This is a genomic window from Phaeovulum veldkampii DSM 11550 (genome assembly GCF_003034995.1).
GTDB classification, from domain to species: domain Bacteria; phylum Pseudomonadota; class Alphaproteobacteria; order Rhodobacterales; family Rhodobacteraceae; genus Phaeovulum; species Phaeovulum veldkampii.
Map to the genome: position 1 here is coordinate 23,337 of NZ_PZKF01000014.1, position 21,459 is coordinate 44,795.

The window sequence follows — 21,459 nt, forward strand, 5'->3', positions numbered from 1 at the left end:
GAAAAACCCGGAGCCCAGATGAGGGCTCCGGGTCGTGTCTTACTTGGTCACAAGCCAGTAGCTGGCGCTGTCGGTCGAGCCGCCGGTGTAGAAGCCCGAGACATTGGCCTGCATTACCGTTTGGTTGATCGACTGGAACATCGTGACAAAGGCCGAATTGGCCTGATGGCGGCGCTGGATGTCTTCATAGAGCGCACGGCGCTTGTCGGTGTCGCGTTCCTCGACCGCAGCCATGGTCATCGCGTTCAACTCGGCCGGATCCCAGGCGTTGCGCCAGGCGAGCGAGCCGGTCAGCTTGGCTTCGTCCGAGTTGTCGGTGTTCAGCGCGAAGGTGGAGGCGTTGGTGTGCGGGTCGGGATAATCCGGCCCCCAGTTCTGGATCGTGATCCCGTGCTGACGGGCGCGATACAGTTCCAGCACCTCTTTGCCGGTGGCCACCTGCAACTCGACCGTGATGCCCGCCTGACCGAACGTGTTCTGGATCGACTGCGCCATGTCCATGATGTCTTGCCTGTTGCGCACGTTCAACGTGACGGTGAACGGCGCCACGCCCGCATCTGCCATGATCTGCTTGGCCTTTTCGACATCCAGCTTGTAGGGGGTGTCGTCGATCGCGCCCAGATAGCCTTGCGGCAGGAACGACTGGTGAACCATGAACTGGCCCTTGAGGAAGGAATTGGTCATCCCCTCATAATCCACCAGCCAGCGCATCGCCTCTTGCACGGCGGGGTTGTTCAGTGGCTCGACCTTCTGGTTCAGCGACAGGTAGAACACATAACCCGCCACATCCTCTTGCAGCTTGAGCGCCGGGTTGGCGGCCAGCGCGGGTGAATCGATGGTGGAAACCTCGCGCCCGATGTCGATGTCACCCTTTTCCAGCAGCAGGCGCTGGGTCGCGGTTTCGGGCACATGGCGCATGAACACGCGCTTCAGCGTGGCATCGCCGCGCCAGTGGCCCTCGCGCGCCTCCAGCACATAGCCTTCCAGCGCCTTGAAGGATTTGAGCACATAGGCGCCGGTCCCGGCCGAGTTCGATTTCAGCCATTCGTTGCCCATGTCGCCGTTCACGTCGTGCTGCGACACTGTCAGTTCATCAACGATGCCGCCGACCTGCGCGGTCAGGCAGTTGTAAAAGAACGACGGCGCATAGGGCTTGTCGGTGACGATGATCAACTTGCCATCCTCGACACGGACATTCTGTTCCACGTTTTCTGGCGTCAGGCCGAACTGGGTCAGGATAAAGGCGGGGTTCTTGTTCAGCATCACCACGCGGCGGATCGAATAGGCCGCATCCTCGGCCCGCACCGGATTGCCCGATGAAAAGCTGACGCCGGGGCGCATGGTGAAGGTGTAAGTCACGCCGTCTTCGGCGACCGACCAGCTTTCGGCAAGGCCGGGCACCAGTTCGCCGGGCTTTGTCGGGTCAAGTTCGACCAGCGAGTCATAAAGGTTGTTGGTGGTGTCGGTGCCCGAGAACTCGAACGCCTCGGCCGGGTCAAAGCTGATGATGTCGTCGATTGCATCGGCGATCACCAGCGTATCGGCGGGCGTCGCCGCCATCAGCGCGGACGGTGCCGCGCCCAGCATCAGGGCGGCGGCCAGCGCAAGCCCGAGCTTGGTGATATTGGGGGTGTGAAGCATCTGAAACTCCCTGCTTTTTGTGTTTTTCTGGTCGGTCGGATTCTGATCCTGACCGCCACACTGTGCCAATAGGGCGGCGGGGCGCGGGCGATGTCAAGCTGTCAAACAGATGGGTCTGGCGCCCGCATCAAATGCGGTTGGCATCCTTGCCAAGGGCGTCGTCGGGCCGATCCTTGGGGTTCGGCATCATCCAGCGCCACAGTTTCTGGTCGGGCAGGGGCAGCACCATGAACCAATGCTCCAGCAGCGCCAGCAGCGTCAGCGCCGACAGCAGGGCAAACCCAACCGCGGCGCCCGGCGTTTGCGCATACCAGATGCGTTCCAGCCAGCACGAGCCGGCAAATGTCAGCGCCGTGACCGAAACCGGAAACAGCGGATTCATCGCCGCATGGCGGAAATGGCTGGGCAGATGTTCCAGCGGGCGGGGCAGAAACTCGGTGTTGATCTTGGGCACGCCGAAAAACAGGTTCAGCTTGGCCGAGATGCGGGCAAAAAACAGCACCGCATAGGTCCAGAAGCCAAAGATGTTGTCAGCCCCGCGGGTGAAGAAAAACAGCCCCACCAAGCCGATCAGCAGCGCAATCTCGTGCCAGGCGATGGTGCCGATAGCGCGCAGGAACCGCTGGAACAGCGGCGTCCAGGCCGGGCAGGGGCGACGATTCGGGCCGGTGATGATGCCCGACAGAAACGCCAGTTCGATCCAGCCCCAGATCGCCAGCGCCGACAGAAATGCGATGTAGGCGCCGTTGACGGTCATGTCGTCATGGCTCAGGTGGATGCCAAACAGACCCACCCCCAGCAGCGGCAGGAAATAGACGACCGACAGCAGATGCTGATGCGGCCCGCCATTGTCGGCATGGCGCACGCGCCACAACAGGATGCCGGTGGAAAACCACCAGAAGAAAAGCGCGATCAGGCCCGCAACCCAGGGGTTAGCCAAACTCATGGCGCCTCCGTCGGTGCAGGGCGCAGGCGATCAGGGGGCGCCGGTTCGGCGCCCCTTTGCCGGTCTTTCGGCTCTGGCTCAATAGCTTGGCTCCAGCCGGACGCTGGCGGGCGGCGTGTTGCGCTTGGACGGAATGGTATACAGCGCGGCAAAGGCAAGGCCCGCCATCGTTCCAGCGATGCCGCGCGCGATCATCCCGCCAAGGCCGCCGGTCTGGCGAGCCTTGTCCATCGCGATGAAGGCGCGGTTCATCCGCTCCAGATTGGGGCGCCAGCGCGGATGGTCGATATCCAGCTCGATCGGAAATATCTGCCGCGCAATGGTGGATGTCTTGCGATAGACCTCCTGATCATACCAGTCGATATCCACCCCCAGCGCCTTGTGAAAGGCGGGGCGGGCATGGTCGCGCACCCACATCGTGGAATAGACTGCGGTCAGGAAGAACTTGATCCAGTAGACATTGACGCCCGTGGTCAGTTTCGGATCGGTGCGCATCAGCAGGGCAAAGGCCTCGCCATGGCTGAACTCATCGTTGCACCATTCCTTGAACCATTTGAAGATCGGGTGGAACCGATGTTCGGGATGCGCCTCAAGGTGGCGGAAGATCGTGATGTAGCGCGCGTAGCCGATCTTTTCCGACAGGTAGGTGGCGTAGTAGATGAACTTCGGCTTGAAATAGGTGTATTTCTTGGCCTTGGTCAGAAACCCGAGGTTCACCGCAATGCCCGCCTCGCGCAGCGCATCATTGATGAAACCCGCGTGGCGCGCCTCATCCCGGCTCATGTAGCTGAAAAGTTCGCAGATGTCGGGGTTGGTGCCGCGGCGCTTCATTTCCTTGTAAAGCACGCAGCCCGAAAACTCGGCGGTGCAGGACGACACCAGAAAGTCGATGAATTCCACCCGCAGTTCGGGGTCCATCGCCGCCCAGTCGATCTGGTCCCAGTCGGCGGTCTTTTTGAAATGGCCGCGGTTCGGGTCGCTTTTCATCTGGGCGATCAGCGCATCCCAGTCCTCGCGCACCGAGGTCACGTCGATCCGGTCCAGTTCGTCAAAGTCGGTGGTGTAAAAGCGTGGGTTCAACAGCGTGGTTTCGGTCGCCATCGCCGTGGTGTCGGCGAATGCCGGCGCCCCCACCTGCGGGGTATCGGTCAGCGCGTTCATGGCCGCACCGCCTCGGAGAACGAGAATTCGCACAGCTCCATTACTTCGAACTGGCCGGTGGCTTTGGTCCAGAGCCGCTCCAGCAGGCTGGCGCGGGTGATCGTGGCGACGCGGTCTTCGGTCACGACCTCGCCGAAGGCGGCGGTCACCGGCGCGCCATGCACCTGCACCTCGTCGCCGGGGTTGACCACGGCGCCGTTGTTGAAGCGCACATGCGCATGCAGGCTTTCGAAACGGTGAGAGACCTCTACGGTGCAGGGCACCGTCTCGGTCGTCCTGGTGAACACTCCCATCCCATATCTCCCTGATAGGTGGTCATTCTGGCAGCAACCGCGCAAAGGCTGCCTTGTTCTCTCCGAACGCGGTCAGCTCGATGCTCCATCCGGTTTCGGGGTCATGCACCACAAGCCTGCCGTTGGCATAGCGCTGCAACCGGACAGGTTTGTCCATCGCTATGCGGTGTACTCGGCGGGTGTGGGACAGCCCATCGCGGATAACGGCGAAGAACCCGCCGTTTTCCAGATCCACAAGCACCTCTCCCGTGGCGCCGCGGACAGTGACGGCGTTTTTATCGCCGCTAATCGAAATGACACGCTCGGCCACGATCTGTGAAGGCTCGGGCCGTCCGACCGTTTCCCGTCCGGTCAGGCGTGCATAGCTTACAAGCGCCAGTGACACCAGCACCAGCGCGCCCATCGCCAGCAACAGCGGGCGCGGGATAAGATCCTTGTCAGGATCGTGACGAAACTTCGGTTCTGCAGGCATCCCGGCTCTCCTCATTCCGCCAGCTGCGGTGCGGCGCCTGCGCCCTGTTCGGGCATCTTGAGCGTCACAACGGGTTTGCTGATGCGGCTTTCGGCGGCCGAGGTCAGAATTTGGGCCACGTTGGCGGCATCGGGGATGCAGCGCAGCGCAGGTTCGGGTTGCCGCATGTGCCATGGGCGGACATGTGGCCAGATCGCCATATAGGCCAACCGGGTGTTGCCCTTGAGCTTGAGGGCGATGGTCCCGGTTCCGCCGCTGCGGAGGTCAAGACCAGCGCTTTCAAGCTGGGCATAGGGCAGGTTGAGCGTGACACTCAGCGCGGCCCCGATCCGCATGACAACGCGGGCAGAGGTGATTGTGTAGACGGTGGCCCTGGCCTGCGCCCAGGCAAGGCCGACGATGATGGCCGAGCCCAGAAGCCCCAGGATGAGGTACAAAAGCCCGGTAGACATGACCGCCGAAACGGCCTTGTCAGGCTCGGCTGCGGACCATGCCGCCCAGCCGCGCCAAAGCACGACCAAAGCGAAATAGCCCGCCAGCCAGTTCAGCAAAAACGCCTCACGCGCGAGCGCCCAGGTTGACGGGCGCCCCTGCCACAGCAGGGTTTCGCCCGCGGGGGGCCGCGCCGGAAGACCCGGCATCGGCTCGAAGGCGAAATCGTCGTGATCAGACATTGGCGTTTCCTCGGGGGCAGGTCAGAAGAGTTTCGGCTTCGCGTCGGCGCAATACATCGTGCCACCGGCGAAATACGCGCAGATTTTTTCTTCTTCAAGCATCGAGATTTCGGTCATCGACTTGGTCTGCGGGACCGAGGCGAAGGCCGCCGAGCTGATCGACTGCACCACAACGGCGTGTTTCTTGATGATCGCCATGGTCATCGGCACCAGGCATTTGCCGCCCGAGGCCAGATCAACCTCAAGATAGCGTACCATGTGCTCGGCCACGTCCACCCACATTTCGGTGACGGTGCCGACGGTTTTCATGTCATTGGCGATGACCGGCAGACCGCGCGGGTCACGACCGGCCGACACAAAGAACGCACTGGCGACCGACATCGGCACGACCTTGGCGTGGCCGTGGCCATCCAGTTCGGGAATGTCGCGGCGCGGCGCCCAGGAGGCCGGGCCGACGCCGTCGAGCATCGGGTTGCCCGTCGGCGCGTGGGGGAAGCCGTCGTTCACGGCGGTCCGCGCCAGCGCGACGTCGCGGGCTTCTTTCTTGTAGTCGGGAACGGTCACTTCACCGCGGCCGTGCGGCAGCTTGAAGGTCTTTTGCGAGGGCAGCGGGAACGGACCCTGGTTGACCGCCGGGCCACCGTCTTCGTTCTCCAGCGGATAGCCTTCGCGCATGTTTTCAGTCTGCAGATAGTACACGAGCAGAGCGAAGAAGAGCCAGAAGCTCCAGATCGCGAGGCTCGCGAGATCGAAGTCTCCGAAGAAGTTAACGCCAACCATTTAAGTGTCCTCCGTGGTTAGGCAGGGTCAGGTGGGAAAGTCGGCAATGCCGACCTTGCGAGTGCCACCCTGGGGTTCAGAAGGAAGGATCACGGTCCGCACCAGCGGGCCGAGAACGATGAGTGTTGCAAACAGCAACGCGATTTCGACTTGGTAGACAAAGGTGTAGCCGATTGCTGGCGTGTCAAAGACATCGCCCGCCTTGCCCGAATGGGCGAAGCTGCCAACAAGATCGCGCAGGCCGCCGCCCAGAGCGATCGAAAGCCCGGCCGCCGTGGCCTGCGCCGCGCCCCAGGCGCCCAGCACAAGCCCGCGGCCCGCAACGCCGGACCCCGGCATCGCCATTGCCGCCGTCAGCGTGGCGACAGAGAACAGTCCGCCGCCCAGACCGATGCCAAAGGCCCCAGCGTAGAACAACGTCGGCGAGTCGGTCGGGGCCGAGAGAACAACCGCGCTGAAGGCCGCAATCCCGATCAGGATGCCACGGCCCGCCATGCGGTAAGGGTCCATCCCGCGCACCAGCCAGCGCGCCGAGGCGGTAAAGCCCAAAAGCGCCCCGGTAGCCCACATTGCCGTCAACAACGTGGTGGCCGAGACCGACATCCCCAGAATCTCGCCGCCGTAGGGTTCCAGCAGCACATCCTGCATGTTGAAGGCAAACGTGCCCAGAACCACCACAACCAACAGCCGCGCCACCGAGCCGGATGCCATCAGATCTGCCCATGCCGCCGCAAAGGTGGGCCTGGCCGCCGCGCGTTCCGCATCGGAGATGACAGAGATTTTTTCCTGCTTCCACAACGCAACAAGGTTCAGCGCAACGGTTGCCGCGGCACAGCCCTGCACCACACGGACCAACCGGATGTCCGAAAAGTCACGCAGCAGCCAGCCGACGATCACCGCGGTCAGCCCCATCCCCACCAGGAACGCTACATACAGCAGCGCGACCACGCGGGGGCGGGTTTCATCGGTCGCGCGGTCAGAGGCCAGCGCCAGCCCCGCGGTCTGCGTCATATGCATGCCAAGGCCGGTCATCAGAAAGGCCAACGCCGCCAGCGCTTCGCCTGCCCAAGTCGGCCCCAGAACCTGATCGCCCGACAGAACGATCAGCGCAAACGGCATGATCGCCAGCCCGCCCATCTGCCACAGCGAGCCGAACCAAAGGTAAGGCACCCGCTTCCAGCCCAGAGAGCTGCGATAAGTGTCTGATTTGAAGCCAAGAAGCGCCCGGAATGGCGCCACCAGGACCGGCAGCGCGATCATGATCGCCACCACGATCGTGGGAACCGACAGCTCCACGATCATCACCCGGTTCAGCGTGCCCACCAGCAGCGCGGTGGCCATGCCGACCGACACCTGAAACAGCGACAGACGCAGCAGTTGGCCCATCGGCAGGCCCTCGGAGGCTGCATCCGCGAAGGGCAGCATACCGGGACTGAACCGAGGGGCCTTGCGTGGTTTCATGGCCGCAACTCCAGCGCGAGGCTGATGTAAAAGCCCTTCCGGATCTCGGCCACCTCGGTCAGGTTGGTCGAGGCGCCGACAGACGAAAGCGCCGCCGCGATATCGGCCCGCGAATGCGGGATGATCTCGGGGCTGCGGTCGGATCGCGGAAAGAGTTTACCGGTCAGATGCATGAGCGACAGCATGGGCGTTTTCGGCGCCAGCGTGAAGATGACAGCCTGACGCGTCCGTGATAAAAGTTTACCCAGTGCCGCGGCGATGTCAGGGGCGGTGTAATGGATCAGGCTGTCCATCGCCATGACATAGTCAAAGTTGCCAAAAGCGGGGTCAAGCATGTCGCCCGCGTGCCAGGTGATCTGCGGCATCAGTTCGGCCGGCATCCGCTTTTGCGCCACCTCCAGCAGCGAGGGCGAGATATCGACCGCCACCACATCGGCGCCGCGGGCCGCCAATTCCTGCGTCATCGGGCCGGCGCCGCAGCCGGCATCCAGCACCCGCAGGCCGCGCATGTCGTCGGGCAGGCGTGCCATCATCGCGGCACGCATCTTGTCGCGACCCTCGCGCACGGTCTGGCGGATGCCCGAAACCGGGGCGTCAGACGTCAGACGTTCCCAAGTCCGCGCCGCGGTGCGGTCGAAATAGTGTTCAAGCCGGGCACGAGTCCGGTCGTAGCTTTCCATCAATCGAACCCCAGAAGTTCAAAAATTTCACGATCGGGCAGCGAGTGCGGGGATACCGGGTCCATCCCGGTCCACAGACTCTGCGCCAGCCGCAGGTATTCGCCGCGGGCGTGCAGCACGTCGGCCTCCTCCGGCATCTCGAACAACGTCTTTTTCTTCAGGCGCGAGCGGCGGATTGCATCCAGATCGGGCATGTGCGCCAGACGACGAAAGCCCGAGCGTTCGCAATAACGGTCCACCTCGTTCGTCTCGCGCGAGCGGTTGGCCACGCAACCCGCCAGCCGCACCTTGTAGTTCTTCGACTTGGCCTCGACCGCCGCGATGATGCGGTTCATGGCATAGATCGAATCGAAATCGTTGGCGGTCACGACGATGGCCTGATCGGCGTGTTGCAGGGGGGCTGCAAAGCCGCCGCAGACCACGTCGCCCAGAACGTCAAAGATGACCACGTCGGTATCATCCAGCAGGTGGTGCTGCTTCAGCAGTTTCACCGTCTGGCCCACCACATAGCCGCCGCAGCCGGTGCCTGCCGGAGGGCCGCCCGCTTCGACGCATTTCACGCCATTGAAGCCCTCGAACACGAAATCCTCGGGGCGCAGCTCTTCGGCGTGGAAATCGACATCCTTCAGAATGTCGATCACCGTCGGCACCAGGCTGCCCGTGAGGGTAAAGGTCGAATCGTGTTTCGGGTCGCAGCCGATCTGCAGCACCCGCTTGCCCAGCATCGAAAACGCCGCCGACAGGTTCGACGAGGTGGTCGATTTGCCAATCCCGCCCTTGCCATAGACAGCAAAGACCTTGGCGCCTTCGATCTTGTCGTTTTCATCCAGTTGAACCTGAACAGAGCCTTCGCCATCAAGGCCCCGCAGGTCGGGAATATCGTCTCTGGGGCTCATGGGCGGGCTCTTTCCTTGTTGCAGTTCGTATGCGCAATGGCCCGTGCAGGGGAAACCTGCCGGGCCGTCACACGATCATCATAAACCATCAGCGCCCGGATTGCGCCGGTCAATTGCGCGCAGAGGGGGAGGGGGGCGGTCATTCGGCTGCGATCCCTTCCAGACGGTCTTCCAGCTCGTCGGCGGCACCTTGCAGCGCGGCCAGCGTTTCGGCGTCGGGCTGCCAGTAGTTGCGATCGCTCGCTTCCAGCAAGCGGCCCGCCATCCGGGCCGAGGCTTCGGGGTTCAGTTCCGACAGGCGCTTGCGCATCTCGGGGTCGAGCACGAAGGTTTCCGACAGGCGCTGATAGACCCAAGGGTCCACCTGCTGCGTCGTGGCCGACCAGCCCAGCGTGTTGGTGATGCTGGCTTCCAGTTGCCGCACGCCTTCGGCACCATGTTTCAGAAGCCCCTCGAAATACTTGGGGTTCAGGTTGCGCGACCGGGTTTCCAGCGCGATCTGGTCTTTCAGCGTGCGCACCTTGCCCGCGCCGCGGGTCTGGTCGCCGATGTAGACCGGCGTTTCCGCCCCGCCGCGGGCGCGTTTCACCGCGCGCGCGATGCCGCCCAGCGTGTCGAAATAGTGGTCAACTGTGGTCACCCCCAATTCGACCGATTCCAGGTTCTGATAGGCCAGATCGACGTTTTTCAGCGTCTTTTGCAGCAGGGCCGCGTTTTTCACCGGCTTGCCGTTGCGGCCGTAGGCAAAAGACTTGCGCGCCTCATAGGCGTCGGCCAGTTCGTCTTCCTCGCCGAAGGACGAGCTGTCCACCAACTGGTTGACGTTCGAGCCATAGGCCCCTTCGGCATTGGAAAATACCCGCAGCGATGCGGTGTCCATATCGACGCCCATCTGCTCGGCATAGGCCAGCGCATTGGCGCGGATGAAGTTTTGCGCCAGCGGCTCATCCTCGGCATTGGCGGCCTTCCAGGCAGCTTCGGCCAACATCCGGGTTTGTAGCGGCAACAGGTCGCGGAAAATGCCCGAAAGCGTCATCACCACGTCGATGCGCGGCCGACCGAGTTCCGCCAGCGGGATCAGATCGGCCCCCGACAGGCGACCGTAGCTGTCAAACCGCGGCCGCGCGCCCATCAGCGCCAGCGCCTGCGCAATCGGCCCGCCGTCGGATTTGATGTTGTCCGACCCCCACAGCACCAGCGCGACAGACCGCGGCAGGGTGGGGTGGCTGTCCAGCAGCCGCTGCGCCTGCGCCGCGCCATCACGCAGCGCAAATTCGGTGGGCATGCGGAACGGGTCAAAGGCGTGGATATTGCGCCCGGTGGGCAAAATTTCCGGCGCGCGGATCAGGTCGCCCCCCGGCACCGGCGGGATGTAATGCCCCCCCAGCGCGCGCAGCAGCGCCGCGATTTCGCCATTCTGACCCAGCAGTTTGCGCACACGCTCGCGTGCGGCGTCGTCGGGCAGGTCCATCAGGGCCATGTTGGCCTCGATTTCGTCGGCCGTCATCGGGCGGCCCAGAACATGCAGCCCGTCAGGGATCAGCGCGTCTTCGGTTTCCAGCAGCTTCAGCCACAACTGATCGGGGCTGTTGCCGCCCAGATCGACGGCCTCGGCCTGCTGCGCGATCAGATCTTCCAGTTCGGCGCGCTCGGGTGCGTCGGGCGGGCTGTTGCGCCAGCGGGTCAGGCTGTCTTTCAGTTCCTGCAAGCCCTTGTAAAGGCCCGATTGCGCCAGCGGCGGCGTCAGGTGTGTGACGGTGATCGCATTGGCGCGCCGCTTGGCCAGCGTCGCCTCGGACGGGTTGTTGGCGGCGTAAAGGTAGACGTTGGGCAGGTTGCCGATCAGCCGGTCGGGCCAGCAGGCCCCCGACACGCCCGCCTGTTTGCCGGGCATGAATTCCAGCGCGCCGTGCATGCCGAAATGCAGCAGCACATCGGCGCCGAAATCCTCGCGCAGCCAGCGATAGAAGGTGGTAAAGGCATGGGTCGGCGCAAAGCCCTTTTCGAACAGCAACCGCATCGGGTCGCCCTCATAGCCGAACACCGGCTGGATCCCGACGAACACCTTGCCGAATTGCCGGCCCAGAACGAACACGCCGCGCCCGTCCGACTGCTGGCGGCCCGGTGCGGGGCCCCAGGCGGCCTCGACATCCTTCAGCCAGGGCGTTGCGGCGACGATCTTGTCGGCGGGCACATGTGCTGCGATATGGGCCGACTGGCCCATCGAACTGTCCAGCACCGCCTTGCGCAGGTCTTCGACGCTGGCAGGCGGCTCGATATCATAGCCTTCGGCCTTCATTGCGTTCAGCGTATTGAACAGGCTCTCGAACACCGACAGATAGGCGGCCGTGCCTACCGCGCCCGCGTTCGGCGGGAAACCGTAAAGCACGATGGCCACCTTGCGTTCCGCCACCTGACTGCGGCGCAGCAGGGCCAGACGCACGGTCTTGTCAGCCAACACCGCCACCCGTTCCGAACAGGCCGACATCGACTTGCCCTCGCTTTTCGGTCGGCAGCCGCGGGCGCAGCCGTCGCAACCCTCCAGCGAGTGGCGACCGGCAAAGACGGTGGGGTTGGTCGCGCCGTCAATCTCCGGCAGCGCGATCAGCATCGTGGTTTCGACCGGGCCAAGCCCGCCGCCCGAGGCGGACCATTGCCCCAGCGTCTGAAATTCCAGCGGGTGGGCGGCAACATAGGGCACATCCAGCGCGCTGAGCGTTTCCACTGCGGCGTCGCTGTCGTTATAGGCCGGGCCGCCGACAAGGCTGAACCCGGTCAGCGACACCATCGTGTCGATCGTGGTCACGCCTGCGCTGCGGAAAAACGCCTCGATCGCGGGGCGGCCATCCAGGCCCCCGGCAAAGGCGGGCACCACGGCCACGCCGCGCGCCTCCAGCGCCTCGATCACCGCATCATAATGCGCAGTATCCGAGGCCAGGATGTAGGACCGCAGCAGCAACAGGCCGACCGTGACCTTGGCGCCGTCGGGGCGGGGCAGGTCAGCGGGGGTGGTGGTGATGTGATGGCCCGGCAGGCGGGGGTGATACAGGCCCACCTCGGGGTAGTCGATCGGCGCCTTGGCCTCGGTGCCGCGCCAGTCCTTGTGGCTGGAATAACGCGAAACGAGGTAGCGGATCATCTGTTCGATGTTGTCATCCGACCCGCCCAGCCAATACTGCATGCACAGGAACCACGACCGCAGATCCTGTGCCTTGCCGGGAATGAACTTCAGGATCTTGGGCAGGCGGCGCAGCATCGACATCTGCTTTTCGCCCGAATTGGCCTGCGCGCCCGATTTGTTGCCGCGCAGCTTCTTCATCAGCGCCATCATGCCCGACGCGGGCTTGGACATGTCCAGATCGCCCATTTTCGTCAGATTGACGATCTGCGGATCGGCCACCATGCCGACAAAGGCATCGGCCCGGTCGCGCGCGGCCTGAAGCTGCGGCAGGATCGCGGTGATGTGCTCCTCGATGAAAAGAAGGTTGGCCACCACGATATCGGCGCTGTCCACCGCCTCGCGGGCGCGGGCCAGCGCCACCGGGTTTTCGGCCCATTCGGCGGCGGCATGGACCGAGACGTTCAGGCCCGGAAAATCGGCGGCGAGCCGGGGCGTGATCCGCGCAGCGGGGCCCGCCGCATGCGAATCAAGTGTGACAATCACAACATTGTAGGAGGCGCGGGGGGATTTTGGATCAACGCGCATAATGTGCCTTTGCCTCGTAGAGGGTCTCGATGCTGATCCGGGTCAGGCCCTTTTCAGCGGCGAATTTCTCGGTGTTGCGCTTGGCCTTCCCGCGCACGAAGAACGGGATCTTGCGCAGTTCCTTTTCGGCATCTGACAGCCAGATGATCTCGCCCGAGGGCGCTGCGCCGGCTTCGGGGGCGGCGGTGTCGGCCGCGGTCCCTGCGGTTGCTTCAACCGGGGCTTCGGGCGTTTCCACCCGCGCCACATGCTGTCCGCCGTGATGCGAGGCGCCTGCCTCGTCGTGGAATTCGAAATCCTCGCGGAACATGTGCAGCAGGTGTTCCTCAAGGCCCATCACCAGCGGATGCACCCAGGTGTCGAACATCACGTTCGCGCCTTCAAAGCCCATCTGCGGGCTGTAGCGGGCGGGGAAGTCCTGCACATGGACCGGGGCCGAGATCACCGCGCAGGGAATGCCCAGACGCTTGCCGATGTGACGCTCCATCTGCGTGCCGAGGATCAGCTCGGGGTGCAGCTCGGCAATCGCCGCCTCTACCTCAAGGTAATCCTCTGTAATCAGCGCCTCCAGACCGAATTCCTTGGCCAGCGCGCGCAGCGGGCGGGCAAATTCGCGGTTGTAGCAGCCCATGCCGACAACCTCGAAGCCGACCTCGTCGCGCGCCATCCGGGCTGCGGCCATGACGTGGGTGGCATCGCCGAACAGATAGACGCGCTTGCCGGTCAGATAGGTGCTGTCAACCGAGGCCGACCACCACGGCAGCCGCAGCCGACTTTCATCGACCTTGGCAGAAACGCCCGCCAGCCGCGCCACCTCGGCGATGTAGGCGCGGGTGGCGCCCACGCCGATCGGCACGGTCTTGGTAAAGGGCTGGCCCAGAACCCGCTCGCAATGGCGCGCGGCGGCTTCGGCGGTTTCGGGGTAAAGCAGCACGTTGAAATGCGCGGCCCCCATGCGGGCGATGTCAGACGGGCGCGCACCCATCGGCGCCACCACGTTCACCGCCACGCCCATCTGTGTCAGCAGCCCGGTGATTTCGGTCACGTCGTCGCGGTGGCGGAAGCCAAGGCCGGTCGGGCCAAGGATGTTGCACGATACCTGCGCGCTGCGTTCCATCGGCTTGGCCAGCGCCTTGACGATCTGAAAGAACGTCTCGTCGGCGCCGAAATTTTCCTTGCGCTGATAGCTGGGCAGGTCCAGCGCGATCACCGGCACCGGCAGCCCCATCGAGGCTGCCAGTCCGCCGGGATCGTCCTGTATCAGCTCGGCGGTGCAGGAGGCGCCAACAATAATCGCCTCGGGTTTGAACCGCTCATAGGCGTCGCGGCAGGTCTGCTTGAACAGCGAGGCGGTATCCGAGCCCAGATCGCGCGCCTGAAAGGTGGTGTAGCTGACCGGCGGGCGCGCGTTGCGTCGTTCGATCATGGTGAACAGCAGGTCGGCATAGGTGTCGCCCTGCGGCGCATGCAGCACATAGTGCAGCCCCTTCATGCCGGTGGCGACGCGCATCGCGCCCACATGAGGCGGGCCTTCATATGTCCAGAGGGTCAATTTCATGCCAGCGCCTCCTGTCCGATGCGGGGCAGAAGGGGGCCTTGGCGGTGGCTGCGCGCAATCATTCCGCGGCCTCCAGTTTGAGAATTCGGCGGCGCGTCAGGGGCCGTGCGAAAAGCGCAGCCAGATCGCCCGCCTGTTCGTAGAAATGCACCGGGCTGAACACCAATTCGATTGCCCATTTGGTCGCAAGCCCTTCGGCCTCCAGCGGGTTCGCCAGACCAAGGCCGCAGACGGTCAGATCGGGGCGCGCGGCGCGCACGCGGTCCAGTTGCAGGTCAACGTCCTGCCCTTCTGAAATCACCGGCCCCTCGGCCAGAAGATCAAGGTCGGGGCCAAGGATGTCGCGGTGCAGATAGGGTGTGCCGACCTCGACGGCGGTCATACCGCATTCGCGCGTCAGAAAACGCGCAAGCGGCAGTTCCAGTTGGCTGTCAGGCAAAAAGAAGATCGACTTGCCGCGCAGTTCCTCGGCATGGGCGGCCACGGCCTTGCGGGCGCGGGCGCGGGGGGCGGCGGTCGCCGCCTCGAATGTCTCGGGGCTGACGCCGAATTCGTCGGCAATCGCCCGCAGCCAGCGCGTCGTGCCCTCTTCGCCAAAGGGGAAGGGGGCTGCGACATGGCGCGCCCCGCGCTTGACCAGCGCGCCGTGGGTTTCGCCCAGAAACGGCTGGACCAGCGCAAAAACGGTGTCGGGGCCAACGCCCGGCATCTCGCCCGCCCGCCGCGCGGGCAGGCAGCGCACCGGGCCGATGCCCAGGGCTGCCAGCAATGCCAGCGCCTGATCCTCGACCACATCGGGCAGCGACCCCACCAGCAGCAGTTCGCGCGCCGTGGTTTCGGGCAGCGTCGGCACCATCGCGGCAAGGCAACTGTCTTCGCCTTGGGTGAATGTGGTGTCGGTGCCCGCGCCGGTATAGCTGAGCACCCGCACATGCGGCGCATGGACCACGTTCAGCCGTTCCGCCGCGCGGTCAAGGTCCAGCTTGATCACCTCGGACGGGCAGGAGCCGACCAGGAACAACTGCCGGATATCGGGCCGGCGTTCCAGCAGGCGGGCCACCTCGCGGTCAAGTTCGGCATTGGCATCGGCCAGACCGGCGAGGTCTTTCTCTTCCAGAATGGCGGTGCCGAAACGCGGCTCGGCAAAGATCATCACCCCTGCGGCAGATTGCAGCAGGTGCGCACAGGTGCGCGATCCGACCACCAGAAAAAACGCATCCTGCATCTTGCGGTGCAGCCAGATGATTCCGGTCAGCCCGCAGAACACCTCGCGCTGGCCACGCTCCTTCAGCACGGGCGCCTCGCGGCAGCCGCGTGCGGGCGGGGGGGGCAGATCGGTCATGCGGGCACCTCATTGTCAAGCTGGCCATCAAGCCGCGCCTTGCGTAGCTTCCACAGGAATTGGCCGGCATTGACCACATAGACGGTATAAGCGGCAAGTGTGATGATCATCAGTGTCACGGGGGGGATCGACCCTGTCAGAAGCCCCCAGAGGTAAAGCGTGTGCAGTGCGATCACGAGGAAGGAAACCACATCCTCCCAGAAGAATGCGGGCGCGAAAAGGTATTGGCCGAAAACGACTTTCTCCCAGATCGCGCCGGTGATCATGATCGTGTAGAGCAGGGCGGTCTTGAGCAGGATCGAGGCTGTCGCCCAGCTATAGCCCTCGCCCGTCCACAAGTAACGCAGCACCAGAACCAGCGAGATGGCAAAGACCAGAAATTGCACCGGCGCCAGAATCGCCTGAACAGTTGTCCAGGCTGTGGCATCTCTGCGGGCGCGTTCTTCATCGGAATACAGCCGCTTGCGGGGGCGGCTGGAGCTTGTGGAGTGCGGCATTCGTCGGATTCCAAGCAGCGCTGAACTAGAGGTAGCGTAGCCTTCAACCGGCGAAAGTGTCAATTGAAACTTACAGAGTTGCGCCGCGATGGACCGCAGCATCTACCCTTGCCAGGGCTCCGGAATTTTCAGCATATTCCTATATTTCACGCGATCTTTGCCATATTGACCGCGGCGTTTTTGCAGCTCGTGCGCCAGGGTGTCAATTTGCTTTGACATTTATTTTTGGCTGGGTGACACTCTGACCGCGGCCACCCCGAGCCTTTATGTCGCGCCGGGCGCGCGCTGTTCGGGCGGCCTGCCAGAGGATCAGAGGATGAAGCCGGACCAACCCAGACAAGGCGCGCAGCGGATCTCTGGCGAGATGTCCGAGGTCGATCAGGTTGCTTCGCAGGTTGTGGCGCTGCTTGCCTCGCGTAGCGCCCGGTCCGAGGGCAAGCCGCGCGAGGAGTTGGTCACGCGTCTGATCGAGGCGGTCCTGTCGCCCGATCTGTCGGCGCTGGGCGAGTATCTGGCAGAGTTGCGGCGAATGCGCGTCTCGGCGGCGGCGCTCGCTGATATCTACATTCCCGAAGCGTCGCGTCGGATGGGGCATTCCTGGGATGACGACTCCATGGGGTTTGTCGATGTCACCATTGGCACAGCCCGCCTGCAGTCCCTGCTGCGCGAGATCGGCGCAGGCTGGATCGCCGACCATTCCGGCGAGACCGGGCGTGGCACGATCCTGATGGTGGTGCCGCAGCACGAACAGCATACGCTTGGCGCCATGGTGGCCGTTACGCAGATGCGGCGGATGGGTGTTTCCGTTTGCCTGCAACTGGCCCCGGAAATGCCCGAGTTGCGGCGACTGCTGGCCACACGCCGCTTTGATGCGGTGATGCTGTCGGTTGCCTGCGAAGAACGCATCCCCTTTGCGCGCGATTACATCGCCAGCCTGCGCGCCAACATGGCCCGGCCCACGCCGGTCATCGTGGGCGGCGCGGTGATTGGCTGTGCGGCCGATGTCAGGGCGCTGACCGGCGCCGACGTGGCCACCAACGACCTGAACGAAGCCTTGAAGTCCTGCGGTCTGTTCCCAGATCCAACCAATATCAGGAAATCTGCCTAAGCCGCGCAACCGCGCATCCTGCCTGCTTGCGACGTGAGTAATGAAAAGAGTGAAAACCGACAGTTGCGACATTCTGAACGGGGGGGCTGTGCCTCTTATCGCGCCTGATCTTCTCGCAGAGATTCTGGTGACGGCGTCGGATTTCGCGCTGATCCTGTCGGCGCTTGATCAGATCGTGTCGGTTTTTGTCAATCCGCAGCATCGCAGCTTTGGTCAGCTTCGGCACTGGGAAGGGTTGCATGTCAATGACGTGCTGGCGGTGGACAGCGTGCCCAAGCTGACCAAGCGGCTGGAGGCGCTGCGCGAAACCGGTGTGTCGCAATCGGTCGAACTCAGCCACGCCGAACAGTCGATCTGGGGCTTTCCTGTGCGCTATTCGCTGCACCGTCTGGGGCCGGACAATACCGTTCTGTTGCTGGGCCGCGATCTGCGCCCGATTGCCGAGATGCAGCAGAAACTGGTTGCGGCACAACTCGCGCTGGAACGCGATTACGAGGCGCAGCGCGAGATCGACACCCGCTACCGCGTGCTGATGGAGGCCACGCGCGACGCCATTGTGCTGGTGTCGATGGCCACCGGTCGGATCGTCGATCTGAACGGGGCTGCGGCGCTGGTGCTGGGGGCGGCGCGGGGCGAGTTGATGGGGGCTGCCATCGCGCAGGAATTCGAGGGCCGCAGGCGCGGCGAGTTTCTGGAGAGTATGGCCAATCTGGCGGTAATCGACAGCGCGCCGCCGGTAGAGTTGACGGCGCGGCGGTCGGGCAGCCGCGTGGTGGTGGTGCCGACCGTGTTCCGCGCCGCGGGCGAGCAGTTGTTGCTGTGCCGCCTTGAAACGCCCGCCACCCGCGCCCCGTTCCAGGACGAGTTGGGCGATGCGCTGGGCCGGCTGTTCCATGACGGGGTGGATGCGATCGTTTTCACCGATCCTGACGGGCTGATCCGCTGCGCCAACGATTCCTTCCTGAACCTGACCAGCGAGGCCAGCGCGGCCGTGGTCCGCGGCAAATCGCTGGCCGATTATCTGGCCCGTGGCGAGGTTGACCTGCGGGTGCTGCTGGACAATGCACGCCGCACCGGCCAGATGCGGCTTTACGCAACCAAGTTGAACACAGCCTATGACGGGCAAGTAGCAGTCGATATTTCGGCCACATGGCTCAAGGAGCGGCCCAATCCCTGCATGGCGCTGGTGATCCGCGATGCGGGCCGCGCCGACAGCCTGCGCCGCCCTGGCATGGCCGGGGTGGATGAGGGCGCAGGCAGCGTGATGGAGCTGGTCGGATCATCGACATTGAAAGACATCGTTGCCGAAACCACCGAGGTGGTCGAAAAGATGTGTATCGAGACGGCGGTGGAGCTGACGCGCAACAACCGTGTTGCCGCCGCCGAGATGTTGGGCCTTTCGCGGCAGTCGCTATATGTCAAGCTGCGCAAATACGGTCTGGTGAACAAGGAAGAGGAATAGCGCCGGGCCCCGGCCCGTGCGCCTCTTCCGCCCCACCCCCGGTTTCCAATCTCGTCTGCGCCGTGGTGCGCGTGCCTGCACGTGTGGGCCGGGCAGCTTTTGACACCGAAGCTGTCGGCTCAGGTTGACAGATGTCTGCGGCCGGTGGTGAATCTGGGTGGCGCTGCCTGCGCATTCTCACGCGGTTGTGATGTGTCCGTCGCCTGCGCCCGGACCGGGCAGCCTGCGCCTGCCTGCCGCGATTTTCGCCGCGCTGCCGCGCCAGATCGCAGAATCGCCTGCTTTTCATGGGGTTTGGGGTGGGTTTCCCCGTGACCATCTGGCGCTGCCCTGCGGCCAGAAATGCCGATGCAAAGGCTTTCGGGGCTTGATATGTGTCAAGGTAGCTTGACGAAACCTGTGTCAGGTAACGCTGACACGACAGGAGGCCCTTCATGCGTATCGTCTTTGTTCATCCCAACTACCACTCCGGCGGGGCCGAGATCGCGGGCAACTGGCCTCCGGCTTGGGTCGCTTATCTGACCGGCTCGCTGAGGGCCGCTGGGTTCAACGATATTCACTTCATCGATGCGATGACCCATCACATCGACCATGACAGCCTGCGCAAGAAATTCGCCGAGCTGAAGCCCGATGTGATCGCCACCACCGCGATCACCCCCGCGATCTATGAGGCGGAAGAAACGCTGAAGATCGCCCAAGAAGTTTGCCCCACCGCGCTGCGCGTTCTGGGCGGCATCCACGCCACCTTCATGTATCGCCAGGTGCTGTCCGAGGCGCCCTGGGTGGACGTGATCGTCCGCGGCGAGGGCGAAGAGATCATGGTGGCCCTGATGCAATGCGTTGAGGCGGGCAAGTGGCCGTCCGAGCGCGACAAGGTCAAGGGCATCGCCTATACCGAGGGCACCGAAATCGTTGCGACCCCCGCGGCCCCGACGATCAAGGATCTCGACGCGATCGACCCGGACTGGTCGATCCTTGAATGGGAAAAATACATCTACGAACCGCTGGGCTGCCGGGTTGCCATTCCGAACATGGCGCGGGGCTGCCCGTTCACCTGCTCGTTCTGCTCGCAGTGGAAATTCTGGCGCGATTACCGCGTCCGCGACCCCAAGAAGGTGGTGGACGAAATCGAAAAGCTGGTCAAAGAGCATAACGTCGGCTTCTTCATCCTTGCCGACGAGGAGCCCACGATCAACCGCCGCAAATTCATTGAATTCTGCGAAGAGATGATCGCCCGTGGCCTGAACGAAAAGGTCAAATGGGGCATCAATACCCGCGTGACCGACATCTACCGCGACAAGGAACTGCTGCCGTTCTACCGCAAGGCGGGGCTGGTGCACATCAGCCTTGGCACCGAGGCCGCGGCCCAGTTGAAGCTGGACCAGTTCAACAAGGAAACTACCGTCGCCCAGAACAAGGAAGCTATCAAGCTTCTGCGCGATGCCGACATCTTCACCGAAGCCCAGTTCATCGTCGGCCTCGACAACGAGACCAAGGAGACGCTGGAAGAAACCTATCGCATGGCCTGGGACTGGCAACCTGACCTGGCGAACTGGGCGATGTATACGCCCTGGCCGTTCACGCCGCTGTTCCAGGAGTTGCGCGACAAGGTCGAGGTGTTCGACTTCTCGAAATACAACTTCGTGACCCCGATCATGAAGCCCGCCGCGATGACCAGGGGCGAGTTGCTGGACGGCGTGATGAAGAACTACCGCCGGTTCTACATGCAAAAGGCGCTGTTCCACTATCCGTGGCGCGGCACCGGCTTCCGCCGTCGTTACCTGCTGGGCTGCCTCAAGGCGTTCCTCAAGGCCGGTGTGGGCCGCACCTTCTATGACCTTGGCAAGGCCGGTTACTGGGGGCCGCAGTCGAAGGACAAGGTCAACTTCCACTTTGACGAAACCCGCACCATTGCCGACGCGCAGATGCAAGACTGGGATGCCTCGGCAGACCGGGCCAAGCGCGCTGCGGAGCGTCGCGACGCGATCAAGGCCCAGACCAAGGCTCGCGCCGAAGAGCGCAAGGCCGAGGACGCGCAGGCGCCGAACCTGCCTGCCGACGATCCCTTTGGTCTGGCAAACACTGGCCCGACCGACGAGGAGGCCCGCGTGATGGCCTGCGGCGGCGGCACCCAGCAGATGCCGGGCGCGGCGGAATAAGGCCCATGTCCGGGCACAACCCTTCGGATGCGGGCGGCGATGTCGCCCGCATCGGTCCCAATGCGATCCTGCAACTGATCCCGGTTCTGGATCGTGCGGTGGGCCGCACCGCCCGCGATGCGCTGTTTGCGCAGGCGGGCGTGGCCGTGCCGCCCCCCGATGCCGGGATGCTGCCTGAGACCGATATCGCCCGGCTGCATCACACCCTGCGCCAGACCATGCCCGATCAGGCCGCGCAACTGGCGCGGGAGGCGGGGTTGGCCACGGGTGACTATATTCTGGCAAATCGCATCCCGGCGCTGGCGCAAAAGGTGATCCGCCTGCTGCCCAAGGGGCTGGGGTCGCGCATCCTGTCGGGCGCCATCGCCAAGCATTCCTGGACCTTTGCCGGTTCGGGCGACTTCACCATCGTGTCGTTGACGCCTCTGACCTTTGAGATCGCGGCCAATCCCGTCGTGGCGCTTGACCGCGCCGAAGCGCCGATCTGCGACTGGCACGCCGCCGTGTTCGAGCGGCTGTTTACCACGCTGATCTGGCGGCAGGGGGTCACGGTCACAGAAACCGCCTGCTGCGCGCGCGGCGACCGTGCCTGCCGGTTTGAACTGCGGCCCCTTACCGCATGA

The 21,459-nt window shown here is 63.8% G+C and carries 18 protein-coding genes; 4 read left to right on the top strand and 14 right to left on the bottom strand.

Going from position 1 to position 21,459, the window contains the following annotated elements; genetic code table 11:
* Positions 1-39: 39 nt before the first annotated feature.
* From C5F46_RS07715 to bchF, 14 genes are all read right to left on the bottom strand, one after another.
* Positions 40-1,641, bottom strand: coding sequence for an ABC transporter substrate-binding protein (locus tag C5F46_RS07715; protein WP_107324789.1), 1,602 nt, complete (start codon positions 1,639-1,641; stop codon positions 40-42).
* A 127-nt stretch (positions 1,642-1,768) separates the two neighbouring features.
* The gene (gene puhE / locus C5F46_RS07720; protein WP_107324790.1) at positions 1,769-2,587 is read right to left on the bottom strand and encodes a putative photosynthetic complex assembly protein PuhE; all 819 of its coding nucleotides are present in this window, start codon (positions 2,585-2,587) and stop codon (positions 1,769-1,771) included.
* Between the two features lie 78 nt (positions 2,588-2,665).
* The gene (gene acsF, locus C5F46_RS07725) at positions 2,666-3,748 is read right to left on the bottom strand and encodes a magnesium-protoporphyrin IX monomethyl ester (oxidative) cyclase (RefSeq protein ID WP_107324791.1); all 1,083 of its coding nucleotides are present in this window, start codon (positions 3,746-3,748) and stop codon (positions 2,666-2,668) included.
* Positions 3,745-4,041: a hypothetical protein gene (locus C5F46_RS07730; RefSeq protein WP_107324792.1), complete on the bottom strand. Its 297-nt coding sequence runs from the start codon at positions 4,039-4,041 to the stop codon at positions 3,745-3,747. Before C5F46_RS07730 ends, acsF begins: the two co-directional genes overlap by 4 nt.
* A 22-nt stretch (positions 4,042-4,063) precedes the next feature.
* The gene (puhC, locus tag C5F46_RS07735) at positions 4,064-4,513 is read right to left on the bottom strand and encodes a photosynthetic complex assembly protein PuhC (protein WP_107324793.1); all 450 of its coding nucleotides are present in this window, start codon (positions 4,511-4,513) and stop codon (positions 4,064-4,066) included.
* Positions 4,514-4,524: 11 nt separating this feature from the next.
* Entirely contained in the window at positions 4,525-5,187 is a 663-nt protein-coding gene (puhB, locus tag C5F46_RS07740) for a photosynthetic complex putative assembly protein PuhB (RefSeq protein ID WP_107324794.1), read from the bottom strand.
* A gap of 21 nt (positions 5,188-5,208) precedes the next feature.
* Positions 5,209-5,967: a photosynthetic reaction center subunit H gene (puhA, locus tag C5F46_RS07745; RefSeq protein WP_107324795.1), complete on the bottom strand. Its 759-nt coding sequence runs from the start codon at positions 5,965-5,967 to the stop codon at positions 5,209-5,211.
* 27 nt (positions 5,968-5,994) lie between these two features.
* Positions 5,995-7,428 (bottom strand): PucC family protein, encoded by a 1,434-nt coding sequence (locus C5F46_RS07750; RefSeq protein WP_107324796.1) that lies wholly within the window; start codon positions 7,426-7,428, stop codon positions 5,995-5,997.
* Complete coding sequence (gene bchM, locus C5F46_RS07755; RefSeq protein ID WP_107324797.1) at positions 7,425-8,108, bottom strand: magnesium protoporphyrin IX methyltransferase; 684 nt, start codon at positions 8,106-8,108, stop codon at positions 7,425-7,427. Before bchM ends, C5F46_RS07750 begins: the two co-directional genes overlap by 4 nt.
* Positions 8,108-9,004: a ferredoxin:protochlorophyllide reductase (ATP-dependent) iron-sulfur ATP-binding protein gene (gene bchL / locus C5F46_RS07760; protein WP_107324798.1), complete on the bottom strand. Its 897-nt coding sequence runs from the start codon at positions 9,002-9,004 to the stop codon at positions 8,108-8,110. Before bchL ends, bchM begins: the two co-directional genes overlap by 1 nt.
* A 139-nt stretch (positions 9,005-9,143) precedes the next feature.
* Positions 9,144-12,710 (bottom strand): magnesium chelatase subunit H, encoded by a 3,567-nt coding sequence (locus C5F46_RS07765; RefSeq protein ID WP_107324799.1) that lies wholly within the window; start codon positions 12,708-12,710, stop codon positions 9,144-9,146.
* Complete coding sequence (gene bchB, locus C5F46_RS07770; RefSeq protein WP_107324800.1) at positions 12,700-14,268, bottom strand: ferredoxin:protochlorophyllide reductase (ATP-dependent) subunit B; 1,569 nt, start codon at positions 14,266-14,268, stop codon at positions 12,700-12,702. The genes C5F46_RS07765 and bchB overlap by 11 nt, the downstream gene beginning before the upstream one ends.
* A 58-nt stretch (positions 14,269-14,326) precedes the next feature.
* Positions 14,327-15,610, bottom strand: coding sequence for a ferredoxin:protochlorophyllide reductase (ATP-dependent) subunit N (locus tag C5F46_RS07775; RefSeq protein ID WP_107324801.1), 1,284 nt, complete (start codon positions 15,608-15,610; stop codon positions 14,327-14,329).
* Positions 15,607-16,107: a 2-vinyl bacteriochlorophyllide hydratase gene (gene bchF / locus C5F46_RS07780; RefSeq protein ID WP_107324802.1), complete on the bottom strand. Its 501-nt coding sequence runs from the start codon at positions 16,105-16,107 to the stop codon at positions 15,607-15,609. Before bchF ends, C5F46_RS07775 begins: the two co-directional genes overlap by 4 nt.
* A gap of 316 nt (positions 16,108-16,423) precedes the next feature.
* Here bchF and C5F46_RS07785 point away from each other — a divergent pair, with 316 nt between their 5' ends.
* From C5F46_RS07785 to bchJ, 4 genes are all read left to right on the top strand, one after another.
* The gene (locus C5F46_RS07785) at positions 16,424-17,215 is read left to right on the top strand and encodes a cobalamin B12-binding domain-containing protein (protein ID WP_133618397.1); all 792 of its coding nucleotides are present in this window, start codon (positions 16,424-16,426) and stop codon (positions 17,213-17,215) included.
* Positions 17,216-17,255: 40 nt separating this feature from the next.
* Positions 17,256-18,677: a transcriptional regulator PpsR gene (gene ppsR, locus C5F46_RS07790; RefSeq protein ID WP_207186797.1), complete on the top strand. Its 1,422-nt coding sequence runs from the start codon at positions 17,256-17,258 to the stop codon at positions 18,675-18,677.
* 434 nt (positions 18,678-19,111) lie between these two features.
* Entirely contained in the window at positions 19,112-20,836 is a 1,725-nt protein-coding gene (bchE, locus tag C5F46_RS07795) for a magnesium-protoporphyrin IX monomethyl ester anaerobic oxidative cyclase (RefSeq protein WP_107324804.1), read from the top strand.
* Positions 20,837-20,841: 5 nt separating this feature from the next.
* The gene (bchJ, locus tag C5F46_RS07800) at positions 20,842-21,459 is read left to right on the top strand and encodes a bacteriochlorophyll 4-vinyl reductase (RefSeq protein ID WP_107324805.1); all 618 of its coding nucleotides are present in this window, start codon (positions 20,842-20,844) and stop codon (positions 21,457-21,459) included.

What these genes read in the sequence shown, in the direction of transcription:
- bchM (WP_107324797.1), bottom strand. Translation starts at nt 8,108, where the DNA reads ATGGAAAGCTACGACCGGACTCGTGCCCGGCTTGAACACTATTTCGAC.
- bchB (WP_107324800.1), bottom strand. Translation starts at nt 14,268, where the DNA reads ATGAAATTGACCCTCTGGACATATGAAGGCCCGCCTCATGTGGGCGCG.
- puhC (WP_107324793.1), bottom strand. Translation starts at nt 4,513, where the DNA reads ATGCCTGCAGAACCGAAGTTTCGTCACGATCCTGACAAGGATCTTATC.
- C5F46_RS07730 (WP_107324792.1), bottom strand. Translation starts at nt 4,041, where the DNA reads ATGGGAGTGTTCACCAGGACGACCGAGACGGTGCCCTGCACCGTAGAG.
- bchE (WP_107324804.1), top strand. Translation starts at nt 19,112, where the DNA reads ATGCGTATCGTCTTTGTTCATCCCAACTACCACTCCGGCGGGGCCGAG.
- puhA (WP_107324795.1), bottom strand. Translation starts at nt 5,967, where the DNA reads ATGGTTGGCGTTAACTTCTTCGGAGACTTCGATCTCGCGAGCCTCGCG.
- puhE (WP_107324790.1), bottom strand. Translation starts at nt 2,587, where the DNA reads ATGAGTTTGGCTAACCCCTGGGTTGCGGGCCTGATCGCGCTTTTCTTC.
- bchJ (WP_107324805.1), top strand. Translation starts at nt 20,842, where the DNA reads ATGTCCGGGCACAACCCTTCGGATGCGGGCGGCGATGTCGCCCGCATC.
- C5F46_RS07775 (WP_107324801.1), bottom strand. Translation starts at nt 15,610, where the DNA reads ATGACCGATCTGCCCCCCCCGCCCGCACGCGGCTGCCGCGAGGCGCCC.
- C5F46_RS07765 (WP_107324799.1), bottom strand. Translation starts at nt 12,710, where the DNA reads ATGCGCGTTGATCCAAAATCCCCCCGCGCCTCCTACAATGTTGTGATT.
- acsF (WP_107324791.1), bottom strand. Translation starts at nt 3,748, where the DNA reads ATGAACGCGCTGACCGATACCCCGCAGGTGGGGGCGCCGGCATTCGCC.
- C5F46_RS07750 (WP_107324796.1), bottom strand. Translation starts at nt 7,428, where the DNA reads ATGAAACCACGCAAGGCCCCTCGGTTCAGTCCCGGTATGCTGCCCTTC.
- ppsR (WP_207186797.1), top strand. Translation starts at nt 17,256, where the DNA reads ATGAAAAGAGTGAAAACCGACAGTTGCGACATTCTGAACGGGGGGGCT.
- puhB (WP_107324794.1), bottom strand. Translation starts at nt 5,187, where the DNA reads ATGTCTGATCACGACGATTTCGCCTTCGAGCCGATGCCGGGTCTTCCG.
- bchL (WP_107324798.1), bottom strand. Translation starts at nt 9,004, where the DNA reads ATGAGCCCCAGAGACGATATTCCCGACCTGCGGGGCCTTGATGGCGAA.
- C5F46_RS07785 (WP_133618397.1), top strand. Translation starts at nt 16,424, where the DNA reads ATGAAGCCGGACCAACCCAGACAAGGCGCGCAGCGGATCTCTGGCGAG.
- C5F46_RS07715 (WP_107324789.1), bottom strand. Translation starts at nt 1,641, where the DNA reads ATGCTTCACACCCCCAATATCACCAAGCTCGGGCTTGCGCTGGCCGCC.
- bchF (WP_107324802.1), bottom strand. Translation starts at nt 16,107, where the DNA reads ATGCCGCACTCCACAAGCTCCAGCCGCCCCCGCAAGCGGCTGTATTCC.